At 70.0% G+C, this 16,047-nt stretch carries 15 protein-coding genes; 5 read left to right on the top strand and 10 right to left on the bottom strand.

Going from position 1 to position 16,047, the window contains the following annotated elements; translation table 11 throughout:
* Window positions 1–160 precede the first annotated feature (160 nt).
* Complete coding sequence (locus KRR26_RS02245; RefSeq protein ID WP_217079002.1) at window positions 161–538, bottom strand: peptide chain release factor family protein; 378 nt, start codon at window positions 536–538, stop codon at window positions 161–163.
* A 234-nt stretch (window positions 539–772) separates the two neighbouring features.
* Between KRR26_RS02245 and KRR26_RS02240 the strand changes: the two genes are divergently transcribed.
* Both KRR26_RS02240 and KRR26_RS02235 read left to right on the top strand, forming a co-directional pair.
* The gene (locus tag KRR26_RS02240; RefSeq protein WP_120210310.1) at window positions 773–1,330 is read left to right on the top strand and encodes a YceI family protein; all 558 of its coding nucleotides are present in this window, start codon (window positions 773–775) and stop codon (window positions 1,328–1,330) included.
* Window positions 1,331–1,410: 80 nt separating this feature from the next.
* On the top strand, window positions 1,411–2,106 hold the full coding sequence (locus KRR26_RS02235; RefSeq protein ID WP_217079001.1) for a pirin family protein: 696 nt from the start codon (window positions 1,411–1,413) through the stop codon (window positions 2,104–2,106).
* 48 nt (window positions 2,107–2,154) lie between these two features.
* Here KRR26_RS02235 and KRR26_RS02230 read toward each other — a convergent pair whose 3' ends face one another.
* Entirely contained in the window at window positions 2,155–2,874 is a 720-nt protein-coding gene (locus tag KRR26_RS02230; protein WP_217079000.1) for a hypothetical protein, read from the bottom strand.
* Between the two features lie 215 nt (window positions 2,875–3,089).
* Here KRR26_RS02230 and KRR26_RS02225 point away from each other — a divergent pair, with 215 nt between their 5' ends.
* Window positions 3,090–4,316: a vWA domain-containing protein gene (locus KRR26_RS02225; protein ID WP_217078999.1), complete on the top strand. Its 1,227-nt coding sequence runs from the start codon at window positions 3,090–3,092 to the stop codon at window positions 4,314–4,316.
* A 20-nt stretch (window positions 4,317–4,336) separates the two neighbouring features.
* Here KRR26_RS02225 and KRR26_RS02220 read toward each other — a convergent pair whose 3' ends face one another.
* The 5 genes from KRR26_RS02220 to KRR26_RS02200 all read right to left on the bottom strand — a co-directional run bounded on the left by KRR26_RS02220 (window position 4,337) and on the right by KRR26_RS02200 (window position 8,580).
* Complete coding sequence (locus KRR26_RS02220; RefSeq protein ID WP_217078998.1) at window positions 4,337–5,992, bottom strand: hypothetical protein; 1,656 nt, start codon at window positions 5,990–5,992, stop codon at window positions 4,337–4,339.
* On the bottom strand, window positions 5,989–6,810 hold the full coding sequence (locus tag KRR26_RS02215) for an ABC transporter ATP-binding protein (RefSeq protein ID WP_120210315.1): 822 nt from the start codon (window positions 6,808–6,810) through the stop codon (window positions 5,989–5,991). Before KRR26_RS02215 ends, KRR26_RS02220 begins: the two co-directional genes overlap by 4 nt.
* A gap of 64 nt (window positions 6,811–6,874) precedes the next feature.
* On the bottom strand, window positions 6,875–7,252 hold the full coding sequence (locus tag KRR26_RS02210) for a response regulator (protein ID WP_120210316.1): 378 nt from the start codon (window positions 7,250–7,252) through the stop codon (window positions 6,875–6,877).
* 139 nt (window positions 7,253–7,391) lie between these two features.
* On the bottom strand, window positions 7,392–8,336 hold the full coding sequence (locus KRR26_RS02205) for an amidohydrolase family protein (protein ID WP_217078997.1): 945 nt from the start codon (window positions 8,334–8,336) through the stop codon (window positions 7,392–7,394).
* A gap of 13 nt (window positions 8,337–8,349) precedes the next feature.
* Window positions 8,350–8,580, bottom strand: a complete 231-nt coding sequence (locus KRR26_RS02200; RefSeq protein ID WP_120210318.1) for a hypothetical protein — start codon at window positions 8,578–8,580, stop codon at window positions 8,350–8,352.
* A gap of 356 nt (window positions 8,581–8,936) precedes the next feature.
* Between KRR26_RS02200 and KRR26_RS02195 the strand changes: the two genes are divergently transcribed.
* Window positions 8,937–9,212 (top strand): hypothetical protein, encoded by a 276-nt coding sequence (locus KRR26_RS02195; RefSeq protein WP_120210319.1) that lies wholly within the window; start codon window positions 8,937–8,939, stop codon window positions 9,210–9,212.
* A 112-nt stretch (window positions 9,213–9,324) separates the two neighbouring features.
* Here KRR26_RS02195 and KRR26_RS02190 read toward each other — a convergent pair whose 3' ends face one another.
* The 3 genes from KRR26_RS02190 to ggt form a co-directional block, all read right to left on the bottom strand.
* Window positions 9,325–11,352: a M3 family metallopeptidase gene (locus KRR26_RS02190; protein ID WP_120210320.1), complete on the bottom strand. Its 2,028-nt coding sequence runs from the start codon at window positions 11,350–11,352 to the stop codon at window positions 9,325–9,327.
* Window positions 11,353–11,457: 105 nt separating this feature from the next.
* Window positions 11,458–12,240: a TatD family hydrolase gene (locus tag KRR26_RS02185; RefSeq protein WP_120210321.1), complete on the bottom strand. Its 783-nt coding sequence runs from the start codon at window positions 12,238–12,240 to the stop codon at window positions 11,458–11,460.
* Window positions 12,241–12,276: 36 nt separating this feature from the next.
* Window positions 12,277–14,058 (bottom strand): gamma-glutamyltransferase, encoded by a 1,782-nt coding sequence (ggt, locus tag KRR26_RS02180; RefSeq protein WP_217078996.1) that lies wholly within the window; start codon window positions 14,056–14,058, stop codon window positions 12,277–12,279.
* 453 nt (window positions 14,059–14,511) lie between these two features.
* Between ggt and glmU the strand changes: the two genes are divergently transcribed.
* Window positions 14,512–15,957, top strand: a complete 1,446-nt coding sequence (gene glmU, locus KRR26_RS02175; RefSeq protein ID WP_407931704.1) for a bifunctional UDP-N-acetylglucosamine diphosphorylase/glucosamine-1-phosphate N-acetyltransferase GlmU — start codon at window positions 14,512–14,514, stop codon at window positions 15,955–15,957.
* The last annotated feature ends 90 nt before the right edge of the window (window positions 15,958–16,047 follow it).

The following is a 16,047-nucleotide window of genomic DNA, read 5'->3' as shown; positions in this document are numbered from 1 at the left end:
ATCGCGCCGGGCTGACAACCCCCCGTCATTCTTTGCAGGAGCAACAGCTCGCGTGGTGGGCGCGCAAGCGGTTGCGGTACGCAATCTCTGCGGGGTCGCAAAGTTTACAAACCCTTGATGTGCAGAAGTGAGACTCGGAGTGAAATCTGGTGCCCGCGTCTCACCATCCGTCTTTTCCGCCACGCGCGGACTTCTTCTCCGAGGTGCGACGCTTGGCATCCAGCCGGCGTCGCTTGGAGCCCGCGGTGGGCCGTGTGGCCTTGCGGACCTTGGGCACGAAGGTGAGCGCCTGGAGGCCCTCGCGCAGGCGTCGCACGGCGGTGTCCTTGTTCTGCGATTGGCTGCGCCGCTCGGTGGCGGTGACGGAGAGTTCCGTGGGGGCGTGCGTGAGCCGCACGCCACTGGCCGTGGTGTTGCGATGCTGCCCGCCCGGGCCCGAGGCGATGAAGTAGTCCACCTCGCAGGCCTTCAGCAGCGCCTCGTCGTCGAGCGTGAGCGCCGCGCGCGCGGCCTGCCGTCTGGTTGGGTCGATGTTCATGGCTGTCCTCAACGTAGCGCCGCGCCGACGCCTCCGGTACCGCCCGGCTGACGCCCCGGGGCGAGCGGCGGGCCTGCCGCCCGACCTCTCTCCAAACGACAGTTGAATGCTATCGAAATGAGACGGCTTCGGTGGGGTTTCGCGGGCCTGCGACGTGATTCCAGGGGGTTGTACATGGCCCGACGGTTGCTTTGGAGCCCAGCGGACAGGAACACGAAATCCGAGGAGGGGCCCATGGCCATCCAGACCTGGCAGCTCGATACGACTCACACGACGGTGGGCTTCACGGTGCGGCACATGGTGGTGGCCAAGGTGCACGGCCGCTTCACGCGCTTCGCCGGGAAGCTGGTGCTGAACGGAGACGACCTCACGCGCGCGTCGGTGGAAGTGAAGCTGGAGGCCGCGAGCATTGATACGGGCGTGGAGGCGCGGGACAACCACCTGCGCTCGCAAGACTTCTTCGATGTGGCCGCGTTCCCCAAACTCATCTTCCGCAGCACGCGCGTCGAGGCCGCGGGCGGCGCGCGCTACCGCATCGTGGGCGAGCTCACCGTGCGGGATGTCACGCGCGAGGTGGTGCTGGACGCGGAGCTGCTCGGACGCGTGAAGGACCCGTTCGGCACCGAGCGCCTCGCCTTCCAGGCGAGCACGCACCTGGACCGCAAGGCGTTTGGCCTGACCTGGAACCAGGCCATGGAGACCGGCGGCGTGCTCGTGGGGGAGCGCGTGGACATCTCCCTGGATGTGCAGGCGGTGCCCGCACAGCCCGCCGCCTCCGACAAGGCGGCCTGAGCGCTCGGCGGGTCGCCGCCCGCACGAATCGCCCGGCGGCTTCATGCATCTGAGTTGCAACAAGAAAGAAGGAGTCCGAGATGCTCTACCTGCGAACCGCTGAGTCCCGAGGCCACGCTGACCATGGCTGGCTGGACACGCACCACACCTTCTCCTTCGCGGACTACTACGATCCGAGCTTCATGGGCTTCCGCTCGTTGCGCGTCATCAACGACGACTGGGTGGCGCCGCGCCGGGGCTTCGGGACGCATCCGCACCGCGACATGGAGATCATCACCTACGTGCTCGATGGCCAGGTGGAGCACCGCGACAGCATGGGCACGCACGGCGTCATCGGCCCGGGCGAGGTGCAGCGCATGACGGCGGGGACGGGCGTGCGGCACAGCGAGCAGAACACGTCTGATGAGCCGCTGCGTTTGTTGCAGATCTGGATCCTCCCGGAGCGTCCCGGCCTGGAGCCCAGCTACGAGCAGAAGCGCTTTGCTCCCGAAGAGCGTCAGGGGCGCTTCCGCCTGTTGGCTTCGCCTGACGGGCGCGAGGGCGCGGTGACGGTGCACCAGGACGTGGCGCTGTACGGCACGTTGCTCGGGACGGGGGACGAGGCGCGCTTCACGCTCGCGCCGGGCCGCCATGCCTGGCTTCAGGTGGCGCGCGGCTCGGGAACGTTCAACGGCGTCCGCGTGAAGGAAGGGGACGGCGTGGCGGTGTCCGAGGAGCAGGCGCTGACGCTCATCGCGGAGACGCCCCTGGAGGCGCTGCTGTTCGACCTCGCGTGAGGTCTCGCGACGGGGCCCGTGAGAGGAGTGCTCACGGGCCTCGTGTCGTCAGTTCACCTGTCGGACGTTGAACGTCATTCCGGTGCTGGCCTTCGCGCCGGCCTCGGAGGTGACGACGAGGCGGGCGGGCACCGGGATGGGGCTGACGCCGGCCTCCACGCGCACGGACACGGTGGCGGTCGTCTGGTCCGGCGAGAAGGTGAGCGGATCCACGGTGATGCGCTTGACCGGCGTGTCGAGCGACACGGTGAGCGGCCCGGTGAAGCCCTCCGCGCGCGTGACGGTGAGGGTCACCTCCTTGCGCTGGCCGGGGCTGAAGTCCACCTGACGGGGCTCCACCGAGACGGAGAACTCCGGCTGCGGCGCGGGCGGCGCCAGCACGGACAGGTAGATGCGGCTGCCTGATGCGAAGTCGTTGGCGGGGTCCTCGGCCACGAGCAGCATCTGGCTGACGCTCTGGAGGCTCACGCCCGTGCCGGTGGCGACCGAGAGCGTGGGCGTCGCGGAGACCGAGTCCTGTCCCTCGGGGATGGTGACGTCGGGGGCGAGTGTCACGCCGTCGGGGGCGTTCTGGAGCGTGATGTGCGTCTCGCCCTGCACGCTGGCCACGCGCCGCACGGTCACGGGAATCGTCGCGGACTCTCCGGGTACGAGCGTCACCGTGTCGGGGAGACTCCAGTCGAGTCGATAATAGGGTCCGCCACCGCATCCCATCCCCGTGACGAGCATGGCGGTGAGGACGACGAGGCGCCGGAAGGGGTTCGACATGGCTGAGCCTCCTGGGGGGTTGGAGCGCTGCCAGCATGGGCCGCGCGTCGCGGTGCGGCAAGCCCTCGTTGCAGGGGGCCGTGCGCCCCGAGACACCCAGGCTCGCTCGGAAAGTATCTCTCACGCGGCGTAGACCTTTCGGCAGGCCCGGCCGTTCCAGGGGGAGGCGCCCGAGCAGGGCCGTTTCCGGGCGCCCGCCTGCTGGAGATCGCCCCATGAACCTGAAGTCCTTCTCGCGCGCCGCGTGGACGGCCGCGCTCGCCACCGCCCTGTCCGCTGTTCCCCTCCTCGCGCAGTCCACGCCTCCGCCTCTGGAAGCGCGCGGGTTCATCGCGGACCCGAAGCCGAAGCCCCAGGTCTCGCAGACGGATTCTCGGCAGACCCAGGCGCCTCGGCCTGAAATCGAGGTCGCGTTCGTGCTCGACACGACGGGCTCCATGGGCGGGCTGCTGGAGGGCGCCAAGCAGAAGATTTTCTCCATCGCGTCGCGCATCTCCGAGGGCAAGCCGACGCCGCACCTCAAGGTGGCGCTGGTGGCGTACCGCGACGTGGGCGACGCCTATGTGACGAAGCGGTTCGACCTGACCGATGACCTCGACTCGGTGTTCGCGCAGCTGCGCAAGCTGGACGCGGACGGCGGAGGTGACACGCCCGAGCACGTGGGCCGCGGGTTGGGCGAGGCGGTGTCGCTCCTGCAATGGAGCCAGCAGCGCGAGGTGATGAAGGTCATCTTCCTCGTGGGCGACGCGCCCCCGGCTGACCGTCACGACGCGTGGAACTTCAAGAAGTGGGCGGGAGCGGCCCGCGAGCGACACATCGTGGTGAACACCGTTCGCTGTGGTGAGGACCCTTCCACCGAGGAGTCCTGGCGCTACGTGGCCAAGCTGACCGACGGCACGTTCGACACCATCGCGCAGTCCGGCGGCATGGTGGCCGTGGCGACCCCGTATGACGCCGAGCTGTCCAAGGTGAGCGCCGCGCTGGCCACCAAGACGCTGTACGCCGGCAAGCACGAGGCCCAGGTCGCGAACCGCGCCCGCGCGGACGCCATGAAGGAGATGGCCCCCGAGGCGGCGGCGGAGCGCATCAGCTTCATGAAGAAGTCGCGGGGTGCGAGCTCCGGCGCCGCGCCCGCTGCCGTGAGCAGCGCCCCCATCGCCGTGGGCGGCGCGGTGGACCTGGTGGACAAGCCCACGGCGCTGGCGACGCTGCGCGATGACGAACTGCCCATGGAGCTTCAGGGCATGCCGAAGGAGGCCCAGGCCGCGAAGGTGAAGCAGCTCGGTGTCGAGCGGAAGGTCCTGGAGGAGAAGGCCGCGAAGCTGTCCGCGGACCGCGACGCGTGGCTGGTTCGCAACGCGTCATCCAAGAAGGACGCCTTCGATACCAACGTCATGGACAGCGTGAAGAAGCAGGCCAGCAAGTTCGGCGTGGCCTACTGAGTACCCGCCGCGCGCGGTGCCTACTCTCGGGTCACCGCGCGCAGGACAATCTCCTTCCGCGCGTCGAGTAGTCGCATGGCCCAGGGCAGCACCGCGCGGTACAGCAGCCCGTAGAGGCCGGCGCACAGGGCAATCATCACCCAGGACTGCCACGTGGGGCCCGACTTGCCGGCCAGCCGCAGCGCCCAGCCAAAGGGCATGCAGCCGAGGCTCGCCGCGAAGATGCCGAGCAGCGACGCGGTGAGCGGCACCTTGTCGCGCCGCTTGAGGTTCGCGTGGAACTTCACCGGGAAGTACAGCGACAGGAAGTTGCCCGCGGCCAGCAGCACGGGCACCACCGCCACCACCGCGCCCATGGCGCACAGGAAGTCCACCGGCGTGCCGAACCCGAAGTACAGCCGGTAGAACACGCCCACCAGTACCGCCATCAGCACGGCGGTCAGTCCCTGCACGCGGTTCTTCGCGCGCAGCACGTCCGCGAGGTCGAGCGGCGCGGCCAGGAAGGCGGCGAAGCCCTGCCCGTCATACGCGAAGGTGTTCTGCGAGAACGTGGAGGCGATGACCACCGCGCCGTAGATGCACAAGCCGCCCATCACCCACGCATCCGCGCTGCGGCCCAGCAGGTACACGAAGAGGTCCCGGCCCGACAGCAGCTTGAGCAGGATGCCGAGGATGAACGGCACCGCGGCCAGGAGGCGTGCGCGCGGGTTGCGCCACAGGTCCAGCACCTCGCGCGCCACCAGCGTGTCGTAGCGCGTGCGCGTGCGCGAGAATGGATCTCGGTCCTGGGACTCCTTGAGCTGCGGGCCCGCGCGGCCTGCTTGCTTGTGGAAGCGCATGAGCAGCGCGTAGGCCACGGCCATGCCCATCACGGTGAAGAAGAGCAGGCCGCCCGCTTCGATGAGCGCCGTGCCGGGCCGTCCCCACGCGAGCTGACCCAACCCATCGCCGAAGAACCCAGGGGGCACGCGCCCGAGCGCCACCGCCGCGTTGATGATGAGCGTCATGTCCAGCGCGCCCACGCCGGCCTCGCCCACCGCCGTCAGCCACGAGGTGTCGATGGGCGGGATGAACGACGCGGCCACGAGGAAGGCCACCAGCCCGCCGCCCATGATCTCCGCGCTGTGCTTCTCCCTCAGCACGTTGATGACCGCGTACAGGCCCACGCGGCTCCACGCCGCGCACAGGAGCGCGAAGAGCACGTACAGCACCACCGCGAGCCAGGGCGCCGCCAGCCGGTACACCGACGCGTAGCCCAGCGCCGCGCCCGTGAGCGGGGCGTAGAACACGAGGGCGCGCGGCTCGAAGAGGCTCGCCACGGTGGAGGCGATGATCAGCCGGAACGGTGAGATGGGGAACGCCGCGTAGCGGCTCAGCTCCGAGTGGTCATCCACGCCGGCGGACAAGAGCGGCCACGTCACCCACGTCGCCGCGGTGACGAAGCACAGCAGGTTGAGGATGAAGTACGGCCACACGTTGCTGTGCGCGATGGGCCCCAGCCGCATCAGCTTGAAGAAGAACAGCCCCAGGAACACGCCCGGCGCGCTGGACCCGAGGAACGCTCCCACGGCGAGCAGCCGGCTGCGCCCCGGACCCCGGTTCAGGCCGATGCGCAGGCGCAGGTCCCAGAGCAGCAGCAGGTGCTGGAAGAACCCCGGAACGGGAGGGCGGTTCACGCGGACTCCCGATGCAGGGCGCCCACGGGAGCGGGCGCCTCCGCGTAGAAAGACAACCGCGCGTTGCGCGCCGCCGGCACCGCGATGAGCTTCTCGAACACCGCCTCCAGCGACTTCGCTCCGTGGCGCTCCAGCAGCGCGCCCACCGGCCCCTGGTCGAGCATCTGCCCGCCGCGAATGACTCCGGCGTGCGTGGCCAGTCGGTCGGCGATCTCCAGCACGTGCGTCGTCAAGAGCAGCGTCACCCCGCGCCGGCTCAGCTCCCGCAGCAACTCGCGGATGACGCCCGCGGCGAGCACGTCGATGCCCTCGAAGGGCTCATCGAGCAGCACCAACTCGGGGGCGTGGATGAGCGCCGCCGCGATGGCCAGCCGCCGCCGCATGCCCTTGGAGTACTCGGCCACCAGCGAGCCGGCCTTGTACGTGAGCTCGGTCAGCTCCAGCAGCTCCGTGGCGCGCGCGGCGGCCTCGTCTCCGCCCAGGCCGTACATGCGTGCGCAGAAGGTGAGGTACTGGCGACCCGTGAGGCGCTCGAAGAGGCTCAGCTCCTCGGGGACCACGCCCACCCGCCGCTTCACCTCCATGGGCTGGCGCACGGCGTCCATGCCCAGCATCTGGATGGTGCCCGCGTCCGGGCCGTACACGCCCGTCAGGAGCGCGATGGAGGTGGACTTGCCGGCGCCGTTGGGCCCCAGGTACGCGTAGAAGGCACCACGGGGAATCTGGAGGTCCAGGCCCTGGAGCGCGGTGAAGCCACCGAAGCGCTTCACGAGTCCGCGGGCGTCGACGGCCAGGTCAGCAGGAGAGGGGGGCGTCATGGAGAGTGCCCACCATCTCACCCGAGCCAGGGTGGGGCGAACAATCCCCCGGATGACGGACGCCTCAGTGCACCAGGGCGACCTCGGGCGGACCGACGATCTGCTGCACCGTCACCCGCACCTTGTCCAGGTCCACGGGCTTGGAGATGTAGCCCGCGGCGCCCACCAGCTCCGCCTCCCATTCGAAGCCGTAGCCGGAGATGATGATGATGGGCAGCGCGCGCGCGCGCGGCATCTTCTTCAGCGCGTCCAGCAGACCCCAGCCGCTCATCACCGGCATGCGCAGGTCCAGCAGCACCGCGCCCGGCATGTCTCCCTCCAACTGGTCCAACGCCTCGCGGCCGTTTCCCGCCTGCTCCGTGCGGTAGCCCATCTCCTCGAGGGCATCGCAGATGAGCGTGCGGTGGCTCGCATCGTCATCGACGACCAGGATGTGAGACATGGCAGGGCCTCAAGGAGGGCAACAACTGCGGGAACGGCGGATTCTATGGGCACGAAGATGGGAACGCCCCTGTCATTGCGGAAGGGGCGTCGCCACTTTTCAACACCCCGTCGCGTTCACCCGCGGGCGTCTTCTTCGCTCAGCTTTCGCCATAAAGCCGCAGGGCATTGGCGCCCAACACGCCCTCCAACACCGCGTCGCTCAGGCCCATGGAGGCGAGCGCCTTCACCTCGCGATCCCACGCGTAGGGCAGGTTGGGGAAGTCCGTGCCGTACAGGATGCGCTCGGGCCGCACCGTCAACGCCTCGCGCGACAGGGGGACCGGGAAGTAGCCGGCCACCGCCATCGTCGTGTCCAGCCAGAGGTTGTCGTAGCGCTCCAGCAGCTTCGCGTAGGCCGTGAACTCGTCCGCGCCCAGGTGCGGCACGCAGAGCTGGAGCGTGGGATGCTCGCGCAGCACCCGCTCCACCCGCTCGGCGGCGCACAGCGCATGGGGGTCGCAAGGGTATTGGGGGCTGGAAGGCTCGCGCCCCGCGTGCATGACGAGCGGTCGCCCCGCCCGCGCGCAGGCGGCGTACACCTCGTGGAGCTGGGGGGCGTCCGGCGCGAAGGCCTGGACGTGGCAGTGCAGCTTCACGCCCCGCAGCCCCGCCGCGAAGGCCTCCGTCAGAATCTCCGCGGCGCCTTCCTCGCCCGGGAAGACGGTCGCCAGGCCCACCACGCGAGGCTCGGCCCGTGACACCTCCGCGACGTAGGCGTTGAGCGCGCGCGCCATGCCGGGCTTGTGCGCGTAGTGGAGAGCCACCACGCGGCTCACGCCTCGCTCCAGCAGGAACGAGAGCACCCGAGGCGTGTGCAGCTTGTAGCGGATGGGCCACCCGTACCGGTCGAACCAGCGCCACACCGCCTCGAAGACGCGGTCGGGGAACAGGTGCACGTGGGCATCCACCACGCGCGGGAGCCCCGAGGGGAGGCGCTCGCTCTCGGCGTCGTCCACGGCGGGCATGGGCATGGCGATGCCCTGCTCGCGCCACGTGGGCGCGTGGGCCAGGCAGGGCTCGGGGACGTCGGGGGGAAGGGACATCGTCGCCGGCAGACTACTCCGGCTTCTTCTCGTCACCGGGGCGAGGGCGATCCAACCGCTCCAGGTACGTGTTGTGTGCGTAGCCCTGGCGCTCCAAGCGCTGGGCCTCGATGGCGTCGGCGACCTTCGCGCAGACCTGCCCGAGCATGCGCAAGGACTCCGCGAGCAGTCGCTCGGCATGGTCCTTCGCGTCCACGGACTGGATGGTCGCGCGCTCTTTGCGGAACGGCAGGGGCCACTTCATTCCCCGCAACTTAAGGGATGCGGGGGCCTTGTGCCACGCGTCATGCCCGGCCGCCGCGCGCGGCTCGCTCGGCCGCAGTGCGTCGGAGCCGCGCCCCCTCCGGCTGATCGCCCCCAAGTCTCGGGGCGCTGTCCGGGGCTGAGCGACCCCGCCCTTCGGGGCAGGTTAACCGCATTGACCAGTCGGCAAATTTACAATTTTGGGCCCGCATCGCTGGCTTTGCCCCCGAACGCCGCCCGAAGCGTCCGCTAACCAACGAGATTCCGGGCGCTTTCACGAATTTTCAAGGCAGGGGGTGACAGCGAGTTAATTGCCCCCTATGTTGGGTCGGTCGGATTTTCCGAGAGGAGCGACGCATGGCTTACGACGGCGAGCTGGTGAAGATGGAGAACGGTCGCTGGGCGCGTTTCCAGCGTTGCCAGGTGCATCGGCCCGGAGTCGCGGACGCCGGTGAGACCATGCTGCTCATCGCGGTGGAGTTGGAGGAGCGCTTCCAGCGCCTGCTCGACGAGGCGGCGGACTCGCTGGCCCACTACCGCTACCAGGGCGTTCCCGTGCAGGTCCGGCTGGATCCGGACGCGCGCGGCATCTCGCTGCACCCCGAGAGCTCCTTCGTACCCGTCGTGCACTGAGCGGCGCACTCCGCGTCGCTCGGACGGCGCGATTTGACGAATTCACAACACTCGGGGCTCCCCGCTTCACAGCCGGGAGCCCTTCGTCTTTACAGGCTCGGCGCGCCCGTGCTCAGCCGTTGTCCAGCCAGCGCAGGAAGGCAGCGTCGTTGGCGTCGCGCCCGAGGAAGTCATGGAGCAGCGCGGCGGCGTCTCGCGTCGCTCCGGGCGCCAATACGGTGCGTCGGTAACGCAGCGCGGTGGCGGGGTTCATCAGCCCTTCCTGCTCGAAGGGTGTGAAGAGGTCCTTCGCGAGCAGGAGCGACCACAGGTACGTGTAGTAGGTGGCGCCGTAACCCTCGAGGTGCTCGAAGGACAGGTGGAAGTACGTCCCCTCGGCGTAGGTGAAGGGCGTGTACTTCTCCTGCATCTGCTGCTCCAGGGCGACGACGTCCAGGTCGCGTGGATCTCGCTCGTGCAGCCGCAGGCTGAGGGCCGTGCAGAACAGCTGCGTGCGCACCCAGAGGCCCTTGCCGAAGCCGGTGGCCTGATTCATTCGCGCCACCAGCGGAATGGGGATGGGCTCGCCCGTCTGATAGTGGCGCGCGAACGTGCGCAGCGACTCGGGACGCCAGAGCCACTCCTCCAGGAGCTGGGAGGGCGCCTCCACGAAGTCGCGTTCCGTATACGTGCTGGAGAGGCCGGCCCAGCGCGAGTGATTGCCCAGCACATGGTGGAGCAGGTGGCCGAACTCGTGGAGGAAGGCCTTCACCTCTCCGAGCCGCAGCAAGGTGGGCTCGCTGCCAGCGCGCGCGAAGTTGAAGGTCAGCACGGCCTCGGGCAGTGAGCGGCCCTCTCGCCCCGCCGCCATGTCCCACTCCGCCGAGCCCGGGTACTTGTCCGGTCGCTCGCGCATGTCCAGATAGAAGCGGCCCAGGCGCTCGGCGCCTTCGTACACGTCGTAGGCCTCGACGTCGGGATGCCACACGGGCGCGTCCGGGATGCGGCGGTACGACAGGCCGAACAGCTGCGCGGTGAGGTCCAACACGCCTTGCTTCACGCGCGTGTACTCGAAGTAGGGCAGCAGGGTCCGCGAGTCGAAGTCGTACAGCCGCGCGCGGACCTGGTCGTTCAAGTAGCGCTCGTCCCACGGGTCCACGCGCGTGGCGTCGGGCGTGTCGAGTCGCTTGATGGCCAGCAGCGCGGCGGTGTCCGCGCGGGCCTGCTCCTGGGTGGAGGCCGCGAGCCGGTCGATGAAGTCCGCCACGGCCTCGGGCGTGCGCATCATCATCGGCTCGATGGTGTAGGCGGCCCAGTGGGGATAGCCCAGCGTGGTGGCCAGCTCATGGCGGGCGGTGAGCAGCCGCTTCAGCGTGTCCACGTTGGCTGGATGGCCGCGCTGGAGCCCCGCGCGCCACACGGCCTCTCGCGCTCGGGCGCTGCGCGAGTAGGTGAGCACGGGGATGGAGTCCGCGGTCTCGGAGGTGATGCGCACGCGGCCATCGGGGCCCGGCGGATGCGCGCGCACGTAGTCCTCGGGCAGTCCATCCAGCTCCTCGGGCGACAGCAGCACTCCGCGGGTGTCCTCGCGGATGTGCTGGACGAACTCCTGTCCCCAGCGCACCAGCTCCGCTTGGAGCACGCGGACCGCCTGTCGCGTGCCCTCGTCGCGGTCCACGCCCGCGCGGCGGAAGTCCTTGAGCTGCAGCGCCACCCAGCGGCGCGCGCCCTCCGCCTGCCCCGACATGTCGAGCGAGGCGAGCACGTCATGCAGGCCTCGGTCGAGCGACAGGTCCGTGAGCTCCCGCTCCGCGCGTTGTTCGCACTCGGTGGCGGCCTTTCGAAACGCCGCGTCGGGGTGGACGTTGGTGCCGATGGTCGCGCGCGACACGGCGTCGTTGAGCAGGGTCAGCGCGTCGTCATACGTCGTCAGCGTGGCGAGCGGCTCGCGCGGCGCGGGCTGGCGTTGGAGCTGCGCGAGCAAGGCGCGCGCGCGCTGGATGTCCTGCTGGCAGCCCGCCAGGAAGGCAGCCGGGGGCTCGGAGAGCGTGCGTCCCGCGTTCGGGACGGGAGCCCGCGTCGGGCTCGGGAGAGACACCGTCGAGGCGTGGGTGCAGGCCACGAGCGCGGAGGCCGTGACGGCGGCGAGGGTGAAACGCATGGAGACTCGTCGAGGGGCGCCGGAAAGTTGGGGGGCGGACGCGCGGTCCGCACCTCTAAGGGGACGCGGAGCGGGCGTTTCCTTGGGTTGCGGGCACGTTCCGCGTCAGTCGTGAACCTGCAGGAAGCGCTCGGCGTTCTCGCGCGCGACGCGGCGGACGATGCGCTCGGAGAGCCTGGCCTTGGCGAGCAGGTTCGCCACGCGCGCCAGCCCGAGGATGTCCCCCGCGCCATCGCCCGCGTCGGAGTTCAACACCAGACGTTCGCTGCCCAGCCGCCGCACCACGGACACCGCGCGCTCGGCGCGAAGCTCATCGGGGTGCAGCGTGAGGCCCGCCCAGTGCCCCACCTCGAGGATGGTGCGCACGGTGCGCGCGTTGGCGTGGTCCACCAACACCCGCGAGGCCAGCACGCCGGACTGGCGCAGCAACGTGAGGATGCGGCGCGTGGTGCGCTCCTTGTCCTGCGTGGGGGTGTGCACGAGCACGCGCAGCTTGAGGCGCCGCGCCAGCGCGAGCTGTTCGAGGAAGGCTTCCTCCTCTTCCTCGCCCCCGTTGTGCAGCCCTGTCTCGCCCAGCGCCACCACGCGACCGCCCTGGAAGTAGTCCGGCAGGTGCCCGAGCACCTCGGACAGCCCGCGCCGAGGGATGCAGCGCGGATGGACGCCGAGCGCCGCGTAGGCGCGGATGCCCAGGCGCTCCAGGCGGGGGAGCTGGCGCTCGACGAGCTGGTCGAAGTGCTCGCGGAGCCCCTTGGGCGTGGGCTCCGGGAAGTGGTGGGCCACGACGAGCGCCCGCTCCACGCCGAAGAAGCGCATCGACTCCAGGTCCTGATCGCTCAGGCCCTCGGGGTGCAGGTGCGCATCGAAGAGCGGCAGGGGCTCGGGCACGGGCGCGTCCTCCAGGCGTCGCGGGCGGGGGGGACTTCAATCCTGCCCCAGCGCGGCGCCCTCGTTGCGGGGATCGCTCGCGGGGTAGCGCAGGTTCGTGCGGGGGTCGCTGTAGACCGCCTCGGCATCACCCCAGGCGTCCACGCGGCGGATGTGGTGACCCTTGGCCTCCAGCGCGGCCAGCGTCGCGGGCTCCAGGCCCCACTTGTCCACCCACAGCTCGTCCGGGAGGTATTGGTGATGGAGTCGGCCGGCGGCCACCGCGCGCGTCACGTCCATGCCCTGGTCCACCACGTTGCCAATGACCTGGATGACGGTGGTGGGGATGGTGGAGCCACCGGGGCTGCCCACCGCGAGCAGGATGCGCTTCGGGTCGTCCTTGGCGAACACGAACGTGGGGGACATGGAGGACAGCGGCACCTTGCCGGGCTGGATGGCGTTGGGTTCGCCCGTCACCAGTCCGTAGGCGTTGGGCACGCCGGGCTGCGCGGCGAAGTCGTCCATCTCGTCGTTGAGCAGCACGCCGGTGCCCTTGGCCACCAGGCACGAGCCGAAGCTGTAGTTGACGGTGGTCGTCATCGCCACGGCGTTGCCGTCCTTGTCCACGACGGAGATGTGCGTGGTGTTCTTCCGCTCGGGCTCGGGCGTCATCCGGCCGGCGTCCTGGGCGGGGAGGGTGGAGGTGGCGGCGCCCGCCACGGGAGGCAGGAGCGACGCGCTCGGCGTGGCCTTCTTCGGGTCGATGCTCCCCGCGAGGTCCGCGATGTGGCCCGGCGACACGAGCCGCGCCAGGGGCACCTCCACGAAGGCCGGGTCGCCCAGGTACTTCGCGCGGTCCACGTACGCGCGCCTCACGGCCTCGGTGTAGAGGTGCAGCGAGTCCGCGTCTCGGTAGGGGACGCCCTGGGGCCGCAGCTGCTCCATCATGCCCAGCACCTGGAGCACCGCCAGCCCGCCAGCGCTGGGCGGCGGCATGGTGAGCACGCGGTGGCCTCGGTACGCGGCCTCCAGTGGCGTGGCCTGACGCGTCTGATAGCCGGCCAGGTCCTCGGCCGTGAGCACGCCGCCGTTGTCCTTCACCGTCTTCACCAGGGCCTGCGCCACGGGGCCCGTGTAGAATGCCTTCGCGCCCGCCTTGGTCAGCTGGGTCAGGGTGCGCGCCAGGTCCGGCTGCTTCACGAGGTAGCCGATGGGCGGCACGTCCAGTTCGCCCTGGGCGTTGGGCGCGAGGAAGATGCGCGCGGCCTCGGGGTCCTTGCGCAGACACTGGAGCCGGCCGGTGGCCATCTGCTGGTACTTGGGCGTCACCCAGAAGCCCTCGCGCGCCAACCGGATGGCGGGTGCGAGCACCACGGAGGGCTTCAACTTCCCGTGCGCCGAGAGCAGCTCCAGGTAGCCGGCCACCGCGCCCGGGACGGCCACGCTCAGCGCTCCATCCGTGGAGAGGCCCGGCACCAGCCGCCCATCCTTCACGTACATGTCGCGCGAGGCCCCCTTGGGCGCCACCTCGCGGAAGTCGAGCGCGCGCGTCTGGCCGGACTTCGCGTCGTGCACGAGGGCGAACCCGCCACCGCCCACGCCCGAGTGGTAGGGGCCCACCACGGCCGCCACGAAGGCCGCCGCCACCGCCGCGTCCACCGCGTTGCCGCCGCGCTCCAGCATCTGCAAGGCCGCGGCGCTCGCGGGGGGGTAGGCCGTGGCCACCGCGCCGCCGCGATAGGGCCGAGCCGCCCAGGCCGCGGCGGACACGAGCACCACCGCCAGCGCCAGCCCCCGTGCCCAGGTCCCGCTTCCACGTCCTACGCGCTCGTGCCTCACTGTGCCTCCTCCTGGCGGTGGGTGATTTCGGGCCCCAGCCCCCGGATTTCGGGGTGGCGTGTTACCCGGTGAACGGAAGTCCCACCCTGAAGGCGGGAAATGGGTCGCCCCGGTAGAACTTCGGCCCCTTCCCTATGTACGAAGTGTGCGGTGCCCACCACGGTTTCAGTGGGACGACACTATTCCTCTTGGAACGTTTTCTGGGAGGGTGCATCATAACACCCGTATGCGCCGCGAACGGAGGAGTGCATGAGCACGCCGTCCATACCGGAAAAGCCGAAGGCACCGGCAGCTTCCGGAGCATCACGGGTGACGACGTTCCTGCGGCCTTGCTTTGGAATCACCATCCTGTGCAACGCGCTGAGCGTGGCCGTTCGCGCGCAGACACATGAGGGGGGCAAGACTCGCTCCCCTCCCCCAGCGCGCGGTTGACGGGGTGATCGGCTGTCCCTAATCCTGCGCCGCATGACAGCTCTGGCGGCGGTGGTGTTGTGCGCGGGCAAGGGCACCCGGATGAAGTCGGAGAAGGCGAAGGTCCTTCATCCCATCCTGGGCCTGCCCCTCTGCGCTTATCCCTTGAAGCGAGCCCTGGACCTGGGCGCCTCTCCCGTGGTGCCCGTGGTCGGCCATCAGGCGGCCGAGGTGGAGAAGTCCATCCGCGCCCACTTCCCGGACGCGCCCCTGCGCTTCGCGCTCCAGAAGGAGCAGCGGGGCACGGCGGACGCGGTCAAGTCGGCGCAGGGGGCGATGACGGGCCACTCCGGCCGCGTCCTCATCCTCTACGGCGACGTGCCGCTCCTGCGCCGCGAGACGCTGGAGGCGCTGCTCGCCGCGCATGACCGCGCGGGGGGCGTGCTGGCCATGGTGTCCACCACGCTGGAGGACCCCACGGGCTACGGCCGGGTCATCCGCGAGGGCGGCAAGGTCGCGCGCATCGTGGAGCACAAGGACTGCACTCCGGCGCAGCGGCAGGTGCGCGAGTGCAACGCGGGCATCTACTCGGTGGACGCGGACTTCCTGTGGACCGCGCTGGCGGACATCCAGCCGGTGAACGCGCAGGGCGAGTACTACCTCACGGACCTGGTGGAGATGGCCGCGAAGCGCGGGCCGGTGGGCACCGTGGACGTGGACGCCACCGAGACCGCGGGCGTCAACGACCGCGTGGAGCTGGCAGCTCGGGCGCGCGTGCTCCAGCAGCGCATCAACGAGCAGCACATGCGCGCGGGCGTGACGCTGATGGACCCCGCCTCGACCTTCATCGAGGAGGGCGTGCGCATCGGGCCGGACACGGAGCTGGGGCCGCAGGTGACGCTCGCCGCGGGCACCGTGGTGGGGCGCGACGTCACCATCGGGCAGGGCTGCGTGCTGACGGCCTCGCAGGTGGCGGACGGCACGACGCTCAAGCCCTACTCGGTGCTGGAGGATGCGGTGGTGGGCGGCCGGTGCATCATCGGCCCGTTCGCTCGCCTGCGTCCGGGCACGGAGCTGGCCGAGGACGTGCATCTGGGCAACTTCGTGGAGACGAAGAAGGCGCGCATCGGCCGAGGCTCCAAGGCCAACCACCTGGCGTACCTGGGCGATGCGAACATCGGCTCGGGATGCAACGTCGGGGCGGGAACCATCACCTGCAACTACGACGGCGTGAACAAGCACCTCACCGAATTGGGTGACGGCGTGTTCATCGGCTCGGACAGCCAGCTCGTCGCGCCGGTGAAGGTGGGTGACGGGGCCTACGTGGGGGCGGGCACCACCGTGACGAAAAATGTGCCACCGGGGAGCCTCGCTGTGTCACGCGCGCCGCAGGTCGTGAAGGAAGGTTGGGTAGCGGCCAAGAAGGCGCGGCAGTCCAAGTCCGCGAAGCCAGGAGGGGAGACCCCCCCGACGGCGAAGACGGGCTGACGCGGCGCGGCTCTTGCTTGGGGGGCAGGCACTGAACTGCCCCCGGGATGAACGGGAACCCCGCGCATTGCTCCGGCGGGTAAGGGCGTG

The organism is Citreicoccus inhibens (assembly GCF_019039035.1).
GTDB lineage: Bacteria > Myxococcota > Myxococcia > Myxococcales > Myxococcaceae > Citreicoccus > Citreicoccus inhibens.
This window is presented reverse-complemented; position numbering and strand designations above follow the sequence as displayed.

Bases quoted from the DNA above. Each gene is read 5' to 3' on its own strand.
- KRR26_RS02245 (WP_217079002.1), bottom strand. From the start codon at position 538: ATGAACATCGACCCAACCAGACGGCAGGCCGCGCGCGCGGCGCTCACG.
- KRR26_RS02240 (WP_120210310.1), top strand. From the start codon at position 773: ATGGCCATCCAGACCTGGCAGCTCGATACGACTCACACGACGGTGGGC.
- KRR26_RS02235 (WP_217079001.1), top strand. From the start codon at position 1,411: ATGCTCTACCTGCGAACCGCTGAGTCCCGAGGCCACGCTGACCATGGC.
- KRR26_RS02230 (WP_217079000.1), bottom strand. From the start codon at position 2,874: ATGTCGAACCCCTTCCGGCGCCTCGTCGTCCTCACCGCCATGCTCGTC.
- KRR26_RS02225 (WP_217078999.1), top strand. From the start codon at position 3,090: ATGAACCTGAAGTCCTTCTCGCGCGCCGCGTGGACGGCCGCGCTCGCC.
- KRR26_RS02215 (WP_120210315.1), bottom strand. From the start codon at position 6,810: ATGACGCCCCCCTCTCCTGCTGACCTGGCCGTCGACGCCCGCGGACTC.
- KRR26_RS02210 (WP_120210316.1), bottom strand. From the start codon at position 7,252: ATGTCTCACATCCTGGTCGTCGATGACGATGCGAGCCACCGCACGCTC.
- KRR26_RS02205 (WP_217078997.1), bottom strand. From the start codon at position 8,336: ATGTCCCTTCCCCCCGACGTCCCCGAGCCCTGCCTGGCCCACGCGCCC.
- KRR26_RS02200 (WP_120210318.1), bottom strand. From the start codon at position 8,580: ATGAAGTGGCCCCTGCCGTTCCGCAAAGAGCGCGCGACCATCCAGTCC.
- KRR26_RS02195 (WP_120210319.1), top strand. From the start codon at position 8,937: ATGGCTTACGACGGCGAGCTGGTGAAGATGGAGAACGGTCGCTGGGCG.
- KRR26_RS02190 (WP_120210320.1), bottom strand. From the start codon at position 11,352: ATGCGTTTCACCCTCGCCGCCGTCACGGCCTCCGCGCTCGTGGCCTGC.